Origin of the sequence: Pandoraea communis (genome assembly GCF_902459745.1) — a bacterium.
Lineage (GTDB): Bacteria > Pseudomonadota > Gammaproteobacteria > Burkholderiales > Burkholderiaceae > Pandoraea > Pandoraea communis.
In genome coordinates, this window is record NZ_CABPSJ010000003.1 from 188,714 (window position 1) to 202,679 (window position 13,966).

The 13,966-nt window shown below is 61.7% G+C and carries 15 protein-coding genes; 4 read left to right on the forward strand and 11 right to left on the reverse strand.

Annotated elements, in window-relative coordinates; translation table 11 throughout:
- Nucleotides 1–36 precede the first annotated feature (36 nt).
- Nucleotides 37–1,170, reverse strand: coding sequence for an alanine dehydrogenase (gene ald / locus PCO31110_RS11620; RefSeq protein WP_010805126.1), 1,134 nt, complete (start codon nt 1,168–1,170; stop codon nt 37–39).
- Nucleotides 1,171–1,278: 108 nt separating this feature from the next.
- On the reverse strand, nt 1,279–2,565 hold the full coding sequence (locus PCO31110_RS11625; RefSeq protein ID WP_010805127.1) for a D-amino acid dehydrogenase: 1,287 nt from the start codon (nt 2,563–2,565) through the stop codon (nt 1,279–1,281).
- Nucleotides 2,566–2,669: 104 nt separating this feature from the next.
- Here PCO31110_RS11625 and PCO31110_RS11630 point away from each other — a divergent pair, with 104 nt between their 5' ends.
- Nucleotides 2,670–3,158: an Lrp/AsnC ligand binding domain-containing protein gene (locus tag PCO31110_RS11630; RefSeq protein ID WP_010805128.1), complete on the forward strand. Its 489-nt coding sequence runs from the start codon at nt 2,670–2,672 to the stop codon at nt 3,156–3,158.
- A gap of 92 nt (nt 3,159–3,250) precedes the next feature.
- On the forward strand, nt 3,251–4,336 hold the full coding sequence (locus PCO31110_RS11635) for a PA0069 family radical SAM protein (RefSeq protein WP_150690507.1): 1,086 nt from the start codon (nt 3,251–3,253) through the stop codon (nt 4,334–4,336).
- A 43-nt stretch (nt 4,337–4,379) separates the two neighbouring features.
- Here PCO31110_RS11635 and PCO31110_RS11640 read toward each other — a convergent pair whose 3' ends face one another.
- The gene (locus PCO31110_RS11640) at nt 4,380–4,640 is read right to left on the reverse strand and encodes a hypothetical protein (RefSeq protein ID WP_150690508.1); all 261 of its coding nucleotides are present in this window, start codon (nt 4,638–4,640) and stop codon (nt 4,380–4,382) included.
- Nucleotides 4,641–4,703: 63 nt separating this feature from the next.
- Complete coding sequence (locus PCO31110_RS11645) at nt 4,704–4,979, reverse strand: hypothetical protein (RefSeq protein WP_150690509.1); 276 nt, start codon at nt 4,977–4,979, stop codon at nt 4,704–4,706.
- A gap of 12 nt (nt 4,980–4,991) precedes the next feature.
- Between PCO31110_RS11645 and PCO31110_RS11650 the strand changes: the two genes are divergently transcribed.
- Both PCO31110_RS11650 and PCO31110_RS11655 read left to right on the forward strand, forming a co-directional pair.
- The gene (locus tag PCO31110_RS11650; RefSeq protein WP_246189817.1) at nt 4,992–5,912 is read left to right on the forward strand and encodes an AraC family transcriptional regulator; all 921 of its coding nucleotides are present in this window, start codon (nt 4,992–4,994) and stop codon (nt 5,910–5,912) included.
- Between the two features lie 210 nt (nt 5,913–6,122).
- Nucleotides 6,123–6,830 carry a response regulator transcription factor gene (locus tag PCO31110_RS11655; protein ID WP_150690738.1) on the forward strand — a complete coding sequence of 236 codons (708 nt, stop codon included), beginning with the start codon at nt 6,123–6,125 and terminating at the stop codon, nt 6,828–6,830.
- Nucleotides 6,831–6,895: 65 nt separating this feature from the next.
- On the opposite strand, the gene PCO31110_RS11660 is transcribed toward PCO31110_RS11655, so the two are convergent.
- The 7 genes from PCO31110_RS11660 to PCO31110_RS11690 form a co-directional block, all read right to left on the reverse strand.
- Nucleotides 6,896–7,288: a response regulator gene (locus tag PCO31110_RS11660; protein ID WP_150690510.1), complete on the reverse strand. Its 393-nt coding sequence runs from the start codon at nt 7,286–7,288 to the stop codon at nt 6,896–6,898.
- A 515-nt stretch (nt 7,289–7,803) separates the two neighbouring features.
- Nucleotides 7,804–9,246: a catalase gene (locus PCO31110_RS11665; protein WP_010805135.1), complete on the reverse strand. Its 1,443-nt coding sequence runs from the start codon at nt 9,244–9,246 to the stop codon at nt 7,804–7,806.
- Nucleotides 9,247–9,596: 350 nt separating this feature from the next.
- Nucleotides 9,597–10,325 (reverse strand): YoaK family protein, encoded by a 729-nt coding sequence (locus tag PCO31110_RS11670; protein WP_150690511.1) that lies wholly within the window; start codon nt 10,323–10,325, stop codon nt 9,597–9,599.
- A 33-nt stretch (nt 10,326–10,358) separates the two neighbouring features.
- Nucleotides 10,359–11,507, reverse strand: a complete 1,149-nt coding sequence (locus tag PCO31110_RS11675; protein WP_081636263.1) for a porin — start codon at nt 11,505–11,507, stop codon at nt 10,359–10,361.
- Between the two features lie 4 nt (nt 11,508–11,511).
- Complete coding sequence (locus tag PCO31110_RS11680) at nt 11,512–11,805, reverse strand: XapX domain-containing protein (protein ID WP_010805138.1); 294 nt, start codon at nt 11,803–11,805, stop codon at nt 11,512–11,514.
- A 37-nt stretch (nt 11,806–11,842) separates the two neighbouring features.
- Nucleotides 11,843–13,456: an MFS transporter gene (locus tag PCO31110_RS11685; RefSeq protein WP_150690512.1), complete on the reverse strand. Its 1,614-nt coding sequence runs from the start codon at nt 13,454–13,456 to the stop codon at nt 11,843–11,845.
- Nucleotides 13,453–13,887: a DoxX family protein gene (locus PCO31110_RS11690; protein WP_150690513.1), complete on the reverse strand. Its 435-nt coding sequence runs from the start codon at nt 13,885–13,887 to the stop codon at nt 13,453–13,455. The genes PCO31110_RS11685 and PCO31110_RS11690 overlap by 4 nt, the downstream gene beginning before the upstream one ends.
- Between the last annotated feature and the right edge of the window lie 79 nt (nt 13,888–13,966).

The following is a 13,966-nucleotide window of genomic DNA, read 5'->3' on the forward strand; positions in this document are numbered from 1 at the left end:
ATAACGTCGTCATGCACCGCGATCGGGGCCGCGAGGTTACGCTGCGGCAGGCAAGTTCGCCAACACGGCCTGCGGGTCGTGATAGACCAGACCCAGCGCGTCGGCGACGCCTTGGTTAGTCACCATGCCGCGCGCTACGTTTAGCCCTGCCAGCAGGTGCGAATCGGCAAGCATGGCCGGAACCGGTCCGTGATCGGCCAGTTGCAGAATGAATGGCAGCGTCACGTTGTTGAGGGCGAACGTCGAGGTACGCGGCACGCCGCCCGGCATATTGGCCACACAGTAGTGCACGATGCCTTCCACCACGTACACCGGATCGGCATGCGTCGTGGCATGCGACGTCTCGCAGCAACCGCCCTGATCGATCGCCACATCGACGATCACCGCGCCTTTGCGCATCAGGCCGAGCATCTTGCGGGTGACGAGTTTAGGCGCCGCCGCACCCGGAATGAGCACACCGCCGATCACGAGATCGGCTTCGCGCAAATGGGTCTCGATGGCGTGCTGCGTTGAATAGACCGTCTGTACGCGGCCACCGAACTGGGCGCTGATGCGGCGCAACGCGTCAACCGATCTGTCGATGACCGTGACCTGCGCACCCATGCCCACCGCCACCGTTGCGGCGTTGGTGCCGACGACACCGCCGCCCAGAATCACCACCTTGCCCGCTTCCACGCCAGGCACGCCGGAAAGCAGCAGTCCCAGTCCGCCGTGCGTCTTCTCAAGCGCGGTTGCCCCGGCCTGAATCGACATGCGTCCCGCAACCTCGGACATTGGCGCAAGCAACGGCAGGCCGCCATTCGCGGACGTCACAGTTTCATACGCGATGCACGTGGCGCCGCTCTTGATCAGGTCACGGGTCTGGTCGGGATCGGGGGCGAGGTGGAGATAGGTGAAGAGCGTGTGCTGAGGGCCTAGCCGGGCGCGTTCCACCGCCTGGGGCTCTTTGACCTTGACGATGAGTTCGGCGTGCTCGAACACCTCGACAGCGTTGGCGGCGATGTGCGCACCGGCGCCAGCGTAGACCGAGTCGTCCATGCCGATGCCGGCACCCGCCCGCGTCTCGACCCACACTTCGTGCCCGCGTGCCACCACTTCGCGTACGGCTGCGGGCGTCATGCCTACGCGGTATTCGTGGTTCTTGATCTCCTTCGGTACGCCGATTTTCATGATGTGTCTCCTTTGTCGTGATGTGACAGCAAAAAGCGGGTACTTCTCATACACCTGCCTTTCGGCGGCACCAACAAAAAACGGCACCCGAAGGTGCCGTTTGTGGGGTCAGGCAAAGGCCGGTTGGGCCTGGGCCTGAGACGCGCCGCTGTAGCGCGCCACCGACAGATCGTCGGCCAGAATCGCCGGCCGGCGCCCAGACATCAGATCGGCCAGTAACTGGCCGGAACCGCAGGACATCGTCCAGCCCAGCGTGCCGTGCCCCGTATTCAGGAACAGATTGCGCAGGGCGGTGGCGCCGACAATCGGCGTGCCGTCCGGGGTCATGGGGCGCAGGCCGGTCCAGAACGACGCTTCAGCCGTGTTGCCGGCGCCCGGATACAGATCGTTCACCACCATTTCGAGCGTTGCGCGGCGTGCCGGATTGAGCGTCTTGTCATAACCGACCACTTCGGCCATGCCACCGACGCGGATGCGGTCGTCGAAACGGGTGACGGCGATCTTGTAGGTCTCGTCGAGCACGGTCGACACCGGGGCGCGCGATGCGTCCACGATCGGCACAGTGATCGAGTATCCCTTGAGCGGGTAGACGGGAATGTCGACAAGGCCGCGAAGGAACGGCGTGGAATACGAACCGAGCGCGACCACGAAGGCGTCGGCGCGCTGCATCGTGCCCGCGCAGACCACGCCTTCGATCTTGTCGCCGGCGACTTGCAGGCCGTCGATCGGCATGTCGTAACGGAATTTCACACCGAGGGCTTCGGCCATTGCCGCAAGACGCGTCGTGAACAACTGGCAGTCGCCCGTCTCGTCGTTCGGCAATCGGAGGCCGCCCGTGAGTTTGTGCGACACCGTTGCCAGCGCGGGTTCTGCGCTGGCGAGCGCCGTGCTGTCGAGCAGTTCGAAAGGCACACCCGCCTCTTCGAGCACTGCAATGTCCCGTGCGGCGTTCGCCAGTTGCTCGTCGGTACGGAACAATTGCAGCGTGCCCGCTTGGCGGCCCTCGTAGGGAATGCCGGTCTCGGCACGCAGCGAACGGAAGCAGTCGCGGCTGTATTCGGCGATCCGCACCATGCGTTCCTTGTTGACGGCGTAACGCTCAGGCGTGCAATTGCGCAGCATCTGATAGAGCCACTTGAGCTGCGTGAGCGTACCGTCCGGGCGGATGGCGAGCGGGGCGTGCTTCTGGAACAACCACTTGACGGCCTTCGTCGGAATGCCCGGCGCCGCCCACGGGGAGGCGTAGCCCGGTGAAATCTGGCCGGCGTTACCGAAGCTGGTCTCGAGCGCAGGGCCGGCCTGGCGATCGAGCACCGTGACGTCGTGCCCGGCCTTGGCCAGATAGTAGGCGCTGGTGACGCCAATGACGCCGCTTCCGAGAACGATGACCTTCATTGCGTTGACTCCTGTAAAACCGTGGATATCCAGTAATAATTCGCATGCTATTCTTGGATTGCCAGGTTTAGTTAATGTATATCGTCAAGATTCAGGAATAAATCATGAGAGTCCAACAGCAATCGGTCCGGACGCTGGATCGGCTCGACCGGCGCATCCTCACATTGCTTCAGCAAGACGGTCGGATGTCGATGAAAGACCTCTCGGAACAGGTCGGTCTGTCGATCACACCCTGCATCGAGCGCGTGAAGCGCATGGAGCGCGACGGCGTGATCATGGGCTACTTCGCGCGGGTAAATCCGGCGGCGCTGGGGGCGTCGTTGCTGGTATTCGTCGAGATCACGCTCGATCACAAGTCCGGCAACATGTTCGATCAGTTCCGCAGGGAAGTGCTGAGGATTCCCGAGGTGATGGAGTGTCACTTGATCTCGGGTGACTTCGATTACCTGATCAAGGCGCGCATCCGGGAGATGTCCGAGTACCGCAAGTTGCTCGGCGACATTCTTTTACAGTTGCCCGGCGCCGTGCAGTCGAAGAGCTACGTCGTGATGGAGGAGATCAAGGAGACGCTGACCATCCACGTCGAGGAGTGAGCAGGGAGGGGGGGCGGCGGGGTGAACATTGTCTTTCATGGTGGAATACTGTATATATGTACAGTATATTGAGACCATTAGGAGAGGCGTTGATGACATCACTTCGCCGGGGACTTCGCAAAGGTCGAGGCGCGCTGTCCAATATTGAATCCAGATTCGACAATTGGAACAGAGCGCCCGACGACGATGGACTTGCCGCCATCTTGGCGCTTGAGGGTGAGCGCCCCGCGCCCAAAACAACGGTTGCATTTGAGGATGCAAAATCAATCATCTCGAGAAACCAGTCGCCAGACCTCCCATTTAATCAATCGATTAATGCTTACCGGGGGTGTGAACATGGTTGCTCGTACTGTTTTGCGCGGCCGACGCATGCCTATCTCGGGCTATCCCCCGGTCTTGATTTTGAGACCAAGCTTATTGCGAAGCCAAATGCGGCTGCATTACTCGAGAAAGAGCTTTCGAAGCGCACCTACATACCGAGCGTAATTGCCCTCGGTACGAATACCGATCCGTATCAGCCGATTGAACGAGAGCACCAACTGACTCGCAGAATCCTTGAGGTTCTCGAGGCGTTCAATCATCCGGTGGCGATCACGACCAAGTCGCATCTCGTGACACGCGACATCGACATCCTCTCGCGGATGGCGGAGAAGGGGCTCGCTCGGGTTTATCTCTCCGTCACGACGCTGGACGCGGAGCTTGCTCGGAAGATGGAGCCGCGTGCCAGCACCCCGTCGAGGCGGGTGGACGCTATTCGCCTGTTGACGGCTGCCGGGATACCTGCCGGCGTATTGGCCGCGCCGATGATTCCCGCGCTCAACGACCATGAACTGGAGAATATCCTGAGCGCAACGGCAAATGCCGGTGCGTCCGCCGCCGCTTATGTGTTGCTCAGATTACCGCTGGAGGTGCACGACATCTTTATCGAATGGCTCGAACAACACTACCCCGGGCGGAAGAATCATGTTCTGAGCATTATTGAAAGCATGAGAGACGGCAAGCATTACGACGCTGAGTTCGGGCGCAGAATGCGCGGCACGGGCATATTCTCGGAGTTGATTGCCAAACGATTCGAACTTGCATGCAAACGGCTCGGCCTCAATCAGGAACGCAGCAAGCTGCGCACCGACCTGTTCCAGGTACCCATTAAGCCTTCTGCTCAGGGAAGCTTATTCTGAGGCCAACCCCGTGAGTCGCAGCGCGTACATCGCACCGGCTCGTCTACAAGGCGCTCATTGCGCGGCAAAGGATGTAAGCGGCGCGAACTGCCAGGTCGAAGGACGGGTCGCGCGCCAACTCGCGACCGGCCACGCAAATGATCCAGTCCCCCTTTTTGCGTTCGCAGCTCATCGTCCGGTCCTCCATCTGATCCGAGAACCAGCGCCACAACGTCGCGTCTTGTTCATTGGCACGGGCCGCAGCCTGGAGCTGGGCCATCCTCAAGCGGATGTTGCCATTCGTGAAATCTCCGTGTTTGCTCATCCCGTGTCTGTCTCAAAGTGCCGGCCCCGCGCAGCCAAATGCCGACTTGGGGGCTTGTGTACTTTATTCGGATGAGTCCACGGTTTCCATCGTCTTCTGGTATGACTGGCCTACACGTTTGGCGCGTCCGTTACCGGAAAGGACGGGCGCATAAGGGCTCGGCATCGCCCGCGGCGACATGAAATCGACAGCCTTAATTCCTTCATGGTTGGCGATGATAGTATTTGCCAGGCAGCCGTTTGACTGCAGGAAGACGGGCGCTTTTCGAGCTGCCAGCGTCAATGGTGTTTTCAGTAACGCAAGGTCGCCCAGTTGTGTCTGGATTGGCGCGACGATCATGAGTACCTGGCCATGCAACTCTCCACATCGACTCACGAATCTGCCAAACCGGCCATTCAGCGCGACTCATTGGGGTGCTTGTCGGCGGCATTGCGATACGATCAGGCGCTTACCGCCGGCGATCTTCATTTCTACCGCAAGAGTTCCGTGATTGAGCGGACGAGTCAGGTCGTGAACCCAGCTTCAGCGCGAGGGTTTCTGGTTGGCGTCTCTCTGATGGAAGGCCATCGCCGACGCATTTTCCGTCCGAATCAGGCAAACATGCATGCATTCGAGGCGGGTTCCATCTATCTGCGAAACTTCCAGGACGACTACAAGGCGGATATGTATGGGACGTTCGATTTCGTACTCATCGAACTGCCGCGCCCCTTCATGGAGCGTACCGCGCTAGAACTCGGCTGCCCGGGAGGTCTCGAACTGCAACATGCCGCAGCGCAGACGGATACCGTGCTGGCCCATCTCGCTCAAGCGCTCTTACCTGCGCTCGCGCGGCCTGAAGGCGCCAGCAGGCTGTTCATCGATCAGCTCGGACACGCGATCGGTACATATCTGGTTGAACACTACGGAGGTGTCAACCCGGGACACATTCACGCCATGGGCCGCCTTTCGCCTCGCGTACTCGCGCGGGCGCAGGAGTACCTCGCGGCGCGACTTGACGACGGAAATGTGTCCATTGCAGCCGTCGCCGATGCGTGCCAATTGTCCCGAAGCCATTTTTCCCGGGCATTTCGGCAGAGTACCGGCAAAACACCGCACGAATGGCTGCTGGAGCGTCGCCTCGAGCGCGCGGCGGCGCTACTGCGCACGACTGATTTGCCGATCGCCGGGATTGCTGCGTCGTGCGGCTTTGCGGATCAGAGCCATCTCACGCGCAACTTCTCCAGGAAGCTTGGCCTGACGCCGGGTGACTGGCGGAGCGGTCGGCACGACTAGGCTCGCCTGAGTGCCAGCACATGCCAGCCATCATCCAGTTCGCGCTGAGCACAAAACGACAATAGAGCGCACACGCGTTCAAGCCAAAGGGCCGGGGTAACACTACATTGCTGTCGGGCGCGTCCCATCTCCCCAGATGTCGTCATGGGGAGATTCGCGCCTCTGATGTCGATGCTATGTGGAGGCTCTACCGTGACTGCTGTACTACCGATGCGCGCCGAACCAGCGCGGCAGGACGACGCGGTGGTCCTTGTTGTCGATGATGACTTGCAGGTGAGAAACGCGCTGGGAAGTCTGTTTCGTTCAGTCGGCATACAAGCTGTGCTGCTCGGCTCTGCGGCCGAGCTTTTCGACTTCGGCTTTCCCGATGCACCTTGTTGTCTGGTGCTCGATGTGCGCCTGAAGGGGCGAAGCGGCTTGGATGTGCAAGCCCGTATGGCAGAGCTTCGCATTCATATCCCTATCATCTTCATGAGCGGCCACGGGGATATTCCGATGACGGTTGCTGCGATGAAAGCGGGAGCGGAGCACTTTCTTTCCAAGCCGTTCCGTGAGCAGGAATTGCTCGATGCCGTCACGGAGGCACTACGCAAGGAGCGCTTGCGACGTGAGCGCATGCGCCGGTTGGCTGCGGTGCGCGACTGCTTTCGTTCGCTGACGCCACGAGAGAGTGAGGTCATGACGCATGCCGCATCGGGTTTGACAAACAAGGAGATTGCCGCCGCCATGTGCATCAGCGTGGTGACTGTCAAAGTTCATCGATGCCAGGCAATGCGAAAAATGAGGGCTCGGAGTTTCGCCGATCTGGTGCTTCTTGCGCAAACGCTGGGTCTCGTGCTGCTTTCCTCTGGGGCCGACGCTGATGAGCCGCTTGCCATCGGATTGCAGGCGCGGCGCCTCGGGGCCGCAATAGCGTAGGGCAGGCATCGGGCAGAGGACGACGATCGTCTAGGGACGTCTCGTCGATCCACTGAACGACACGCTCACGATGGAGAAGAACCCGTCTTGCGAAGATGTAATGCGCTTTCAATGCACTGGATGATGTCCGTGTCCTGGAAGGGCTTGTAAAGAACGCACGTCGCACCCAATGCCTTGGCACGCTGATCGAATCCCTCATGCGCAAAGGCAGTCATGAAAATGACCGGTATATCGAGATTGCGTGCGCGCAGGGCCTCAATCAAAGCGAAGCCGTCCATGCCGGGCATTTGCGCGTCTGTGATCACGCAGGCCAGGCAAGGCAGTGAAACGCACCGCAGTAGCTCCTGACCCCCTCCGAACAGTTGCACGCCAAGATCGAGCGAACGCAGCAGCCCCCCCATGGCATTTCTGACGGCGACATCGTCGTCGACTATGGCGATCGTGGGGCGAGCTATCACACTGACTCCTGGTATTCGCGCTGAGCGCTGGCAATGCTCTGCTGGGAGCGTAACGCCGAATCCGTGCGCACCCCATCACACGATGGTATTGCCGATTCCTCGGGGGCACGTCTCACGTGATGTTGCGATGAAGTCGCGCCGGCTGTGAAGATCAGTTCCCCTGCAATCGTGCGCGAGCCAGCCATTCCGTCCGATTCATACCAAGGTATTACATGCATATCTGCGTCGAAATGGCGCCGCATATGGAAAAGTCCCCGTAGGTGTAGGCGCCGCCGGGGCCGTTTGATGATTGAGAGTAGGCGGCGCTATTTTTATTGTCGATGCTGCCCTGGCCGGGGAGCAACATGGCGCGCTTAGCCAGCGGCCAGCCTTGTTCGCCCGCAGTGACGCGTTATCTTGCTGAAATGCTCGAAGTTTGGTACCGCTACTACAGACCGCAAGAGAGTGGCTGCCTTGTTCGTACCGCCTCAAATGCCCGCTGTCCTCCAGAGAAGGACAGCGGTGGATCGGACAGCTTACTTCAGATCGTCCAGTGCACGCCGGGTTCCTTCACCATAGGCCGGATCGGCCTTGGTGAAATGCGCAATCTGCGCACGCACGATGTCTTCGGGCACGCCCTGCATTGCCGCCGCGATGTTGGCGAACAGGCGCTGCCGCTGACCCTCGTCGAACAGGCGGAACAGTGCCCCCGGCTGACTGTAGTAGTCCGTGTCGACGCGGTGATCCCAGCGGTCTGCCGCACCCTCGAGTGCCAGTGGCGGCTCGAGTGCGCGCTCGCTCGCCGCGAAGGCGCCCTGGCGGTTCGGCTCGTAGTTGAGCTTGCCACCCTGATTGCCGTCTACGCGCATCGCGCCGTCACGATGGAAGCTGTTGTGGAACGGGCATTTTGGCGCGTTGACCGGGATCTGGTGGTGGTTGATCCCCAGACGATAACGCTGCGTGTCGCCGTACGAGAACAGCCGGCCCTGCAGCATCTTGTCCGGCGAGAAGCCGATGCCCGGCACGATGTTGGCCGGATTCATCGCTACCTGCTCCACCTCGGCGAAATAGTTCGCCGGATTACGGTTCAGCTCTAGCACGCCGACGTCGATCAGCGGGTAGTCCTTGTGCGGCCACACCTTGGTCAGATCGAAAGGATTGATGGGGTATTTCGCCGCATCGGCTTCCGGCATGATCTGCACGCGCAGGTTCCAGCGCGGGAAATTTCCATTCTCGATGTTTTCGTACAAGTCGCGCTGCGCGCTCTCGCGGTCAGCGGCCACGACCTTCGCCGCTTCGTCGTTGGTCCAGTTCGCGATGCCCTGCTGCGACTTGAAGTGGAATTTGACCCAGAAGCGCTCGTTGTTCGCGTTGACGAACGAGTACGTGTGCGAGCCGAAGCCGTGGATCTGACGGTAGTTCTGCGGCAGGCCGCGCTCGCTCATGAGGATCGTGACCTGGTGCAGCGACTCCGGATGCTTCGACCAGAAATCCCACACGGCGATCGGGTCGCGCAGGTTGGTGCGCGGATTGCGTTTCTGCGTGTGGATGAAGTCGGGAAACTTGAGCGGATCGCGTACGAAGAACACCGGCGTGTTGTTGCCGACGACATCCCAATTGCCTTCGTCCGTATAGAACTTGATCGAGAAGCCACGCACGTCTCGCTCGGCATCCGCCGCGCCACGCTCGCCGGCCACGGTCGAGAAGCGAATAAACAGCGGCGTCTCTTTGCCGATCTCGGCGAAGATCGACGCCTTCGTGTACTTCGTGATGTCGTGCGTCACGCGGAACGTGCCATACGCGCCTGAACCCTTGGCGTGCACACGGCGCTCTGGAATCACCTCGCGGTCGAAATGGGCCAGTTTCTCCAGGAACCAGACATCCTGCAGCAGCATCGGCCCGCGCGGCCCGGCGGTTTGTGAGTTCTGATTGTCGGCAACCGGGGCACCCGCAGCCGTGGTGAGAGTATCTCTGTTCATCGTGGATCTTCTAGTTGGGGAAGGATATTGGGGCGGGATCTGTCTAAGGCCAACCCTGGTCTGGGGGCGAACGCCAGGCTCGCGCAATAGGGTGACTGGCCGGTCTTCCAGGCACCGGTTCAGGTCAATGGCAGTTGCAGCGTGCCGTGAGCGTGCAAAACCAGGAGAGATTAATGGGCGGCGCAGGCCATCACTATTGTCTGTTTGTATTACCCGGCTGGATCTTCGGCCGGGGTGCGGACTTTGGAACGCTGTTTGCTCAGATCTGATCGGCTCGGCACTGACGGCGCGGATGTGAGGGGGGGAACCGCAAGAAGGCGAGGGCGTCTCGGGTTCACTCGTCTGCCGATTCACTTCTGAAGGCTGTTGGCTTCATCGCGCCAGGTCGAGAGACTGAGCGCCAGCAGCAATACGATTGGCAGAACTACACACCAGAGCGAAAGCACTGAATAGCCAAGGGCGCCGAGCGCAGCGCCCGATGCGAAACCCGCGAGCGCCGGCACCATTTTCTTGAGCCGGCCGCGTATGGCTTTGCGTTCCACCTCGGATGCGGATGGCAGGTCCACCAGATCAATGACGATTTGCGTGGTATTCCCCGTCATGATCGTAGTGGGGCCCAGGTCTGACAACGACGTCCTGGATAGTGCGTTCTGAATCCCCATGGCCACGACGGCAAGCGTCCCGGCGCCGATGGCCATCGGCGTATCCGGGTCGGAAATGGGGGAGGCTTGCAGTCCGGCAATCATGAAAAGAACCAGCGCGGTGGCCTCGGCAAATAGCAACAGCGGCGGTGCCGATTGGCTGTTCCGTACCATGCGTGACTCGGTCAGCCGGGTGGCCGCAACTGCCAGTGCGAACGTGGGCAGCGCGAGCAGTTTGGCGAGCAGGCCCGCCGAATCGCCAGCGATGTCGACGCCGATCATCACGAAGTTCCCTGTCACGTGCGCCGTGAACAGGCCGAACAGTGAAATGAACCCGACCACATCGACATAGCCTGCGACGAAAGCCAGGATGCCGCCGAACGCTGGTCCCGAAAGCGCAGGGCGGCGGCCCGTGTCTGGGAGCTGTATGGGGGTCAATGCGGTCTCCCGCGAGAGTGGGTCAACTGACGCTCAGAAGCTGTGGCGCAGCGCAATGGCGAACGTCTGCGGGTCGGCGCCGGCCTTGATGCCGACGTTATTGATGGCGAAGTCATAGGTCGCGTTGCTGCGGTTGTTGATGCGGCTGTAGTAAGCGTAAAGCCCGGTTCGCTTGGAAAGGGGGTAGTCATAGCCGACGGTTACCTGAAATGCGCCGGTCTGCGAACCGCTTCGAACGGCGCCGATGGTTTCCGTCGCCGTGCCGGTGCCGTTGCCGACGAAGGCGAGGCCTGCACGTAGGCTGCCGGTGCCAAGCTGCTGTATCAGCGAGACATAGTAGCCATTGCGCGTCAGGTCTCCCGTGGCGGTGCGATAGTGCAGGCGTTCATACACGGCACTGATGCGCGTCGACGGGAACTGGTAGGAAACGCCTGCCTTGATGGCATCGTCGTTGCGGCCGCTGGTCTGGTAGTGCTGGTGGATTTCGTAGGCCAGCGTCAGGTTCAGGTTGCCCTGGTCATAGGCAGAGGCAAAGGAATACAGCGCTGGATTGCGCGGCACCGTTGTCTTTTCCTGCGGCAGTCCCCAGGCGATGGCGCCGCTGAAGCCGTGCCACTTCGGCGACTGATAGTGCAGCGAGTTCTTCTGCCGTCGATCGAATGCGCTGGTGTTCTGAACATTGTCGCTGGTGGCCGCAGAGCCATTACCCATCAGCGCCATGTAACCCGCAGTGGTGGCGTAATACGGGTCGTAACTCTTGGTTGCACTTGTGTACGGTGTGTCCCAGTTGCCCATGAAGAGGGTGCCGTACGGGCCCTGAAGGCCAAGCCGGCTATCTCGCCCGGCAATTTCCCCGGAGCCGTTGTTGATCGACAGGGCGCTTTCAATTTGCCAGATCGCCTTGATCCCATTGCCTAGCGGTTCTTCGCCCACCATGCCGAACACGGAGCGGTTATTCGTGAGGCGCGCCGCATCGCCCAATTTGGTTCCATCGGTTGCGGGGGTCACGGTCACATACTCGACTGCCGTGTTCAGCCGGCCATAGATCGTGACGTTGCCGTCTGCCACGGCAGGTGCTGCGGCTGCGGACAACAACACCGCCAAGGCGACGTGAATGCGCCGGGGCGCGATTGCGTGAGTACGGCGGGAATGGGCCTCTGGCTGCTTTCGGGAACGACGCATGCTGTTATTGGCTCCCTTCTTTGCTACGCGCGGGGAGGGATGCCGACTGCTCGACGGCCGTGGCCGCATTGGGCGGGGTGCCCGTAATCTTAGGGACGCATTCGCCGCGGAACCATGCCATGGTGACGGGCTCTCCCGCCAGCATGCGCTTGACCGGCGGCACAACCTGCTCGCCAAGGAGCATGCCCAGCAGCCCGATCAAAGCAATTGCGGGGGGGGCAGGCGAGCGGACCTGCATCAGTGCATAGATGATGCCGACCAGAATGCCGGCGCCGAGGGAGACGATATAGAGTTTCATATAAGACCCGATGAAAAAGGGGGGAATCGGCGTGGTGCTACGCTGGCGGCAGGCCCACCCCGAGCAGGTGCCGGACGTGTGGCGGCTCGGCGCCCACGTGGAAACCGATCACGTCGCGCTGCAGATCGGCATCGGCATTGGGTACTCGCTGGTGCTGGCGCAAATGTTCGGCCCAGGACTCGACCAGAAACCACTCGGTCAGTAGTTCGGGGTCGGCCGGATCTTCCATCACGCCCCAACTGAACGCGCCGTCGCGCAGACGCTCTTCCGAGAGCTTGTGCACCACGTGCAGGAACGCATCGCGATTGGCGGGCGGGATGCAGTACTCGATCAGGATCATCACCGGACCACGGTCATGCGCAATCTCGTCGGCCATTTCCGGTTCGGGCCAGCGACGTGCGGGGCCGAGGTCCTCTTCACCGCTCGGCAGCCGCATGCGGCGCAGGATCAGCGCGGTAACGGCCAGCCCCGCCGCGGCAATCAGTAGCGCGTGCGGTGTACCCAGCGCCTGTGCCACAAAGCCCCAGATCAGGCTGCCACCGGCCAGCGCGCCGTTGAACACCATTTGGTAGACCGCCAGCGCCCGGCCGCGCACCCAGTTCGGCAGGATCGCCTGTGCCGCGCCGCCAAGCGTGGTCAGCGCAATGATCCACGCGGCGCCGAGCAGCAGCAGTAGCGGCAATGCCAACCCTATCGGGGGCGCGCTCGACAGTGCCGCCATGACAACCGCCGTGACGATCGCGGACAACAGCACCATGCCGTCGGCATCAAGCCGCTGTTGCAGTCTGGGCATCGTCAGCGCGCCGAGGATTGCGCCAGCGCCCACTGCACCCAGCAACACGCCATAGAGACTGGCACCGCCATGCAACAACTGACGGGCGACCAGCGGCAACAACGCCCACACGCCGCTGCCGAAGGCAAAGTACACGGCGGCGCGCGCCAATACGATGTGCAGCTTGCTGTGCGCGCGGGTGAAGCGTAAGCCTGCGCGGAAAGCGCTGAAGAAGTGCTCGCGCAGCGGATCGCTGGGTTGTTCGGGGCGCTTCCACCAGATCAGCGCAGCGACGACGAACACGTAGCTGATCACGTCTGCGCTATACGTGGCGGCCGCGCCGAATGCCGCGAGCAACAGACCCCCGGCAGCCGGACCGATCGCACGGGAGACGTTCACGCCCAGCGAGTTCAGCGCCACGGCCTGTCGCAGCGTGCTCGGCGGCACGAGTTCGGGCACGATCGACTGCCACGTCGGCCCCATCATCGCCGCACCCACACCGCCGACGAACGCCAGCGCAATCAGGATTTCGATGGTCAGCGCATGGCGCCATGCCAGCAGCATCAGCGTGCCGCTGACCATGGCCAGTCCGACCTGGACCACGATCAGAAAGCGGCGCCGGTCGAGGATGTCGGAGAGCACACCGGCCGGAATCGCAAGCAGGAAGACGGGTAGCGTGGCGGCCACCTGAATCGTGGCGACCGCTGCCGGTGACGTGGAAAGATCGGTTGCCAGCCAGGCGCTGGCCACGTCCCGCATGAAGCTGCCGATGTTACCGAGGATCGTGGCCACCCACATGACCGCAAACGTGGGTAGGGCCAGCGGGGCAAACGTGCCCCCCGATGCAGGCTTGGCCGCCGAGGTGGCGGGTTGCGTCATGGTTGCCTCCGCGTGCGAAGGTCATCCCACGCCACGAGCAGGAATCCACCCACCAGACCCAGATGTTCGAAGAAGGCGTTAGCCATCGCGAACTGTGCCTCGGGCGGTGCGCTCCAAAACCGGTTGGCAAGGAACGTGGCCATGAATGTGAACGCTGCCAGCGCCAGTGCACCGAGCCAGCGCCAGACGCCGGTCAGGATCGCGGCCGACGCACCAAGCTCCAGCGCAATTGTCGCCGTCGCCAGCGGCCCGGCGGGCGACAGGCCGAAGTGCTGCATTTCGGCCACTGCGCTGGAGAAGTCGAACAGCTTGACCAATCCCCCCTGCAGGTAGGCGGCGCACAGCAGGAGCAGGGCGATCCAGCGTAGCCAGCGAGGCAGCCGGTGTGTGTTGTTGCCGGCCGCACCCGGCGGGGGTGTCGAGATGGTCATGGCCGCTCTCCAATGGGGGGGGTAACGTGGATCCGTGGATCCGTGGATCTGTGGATCTGTGGATCTGTGGATCAGCGGA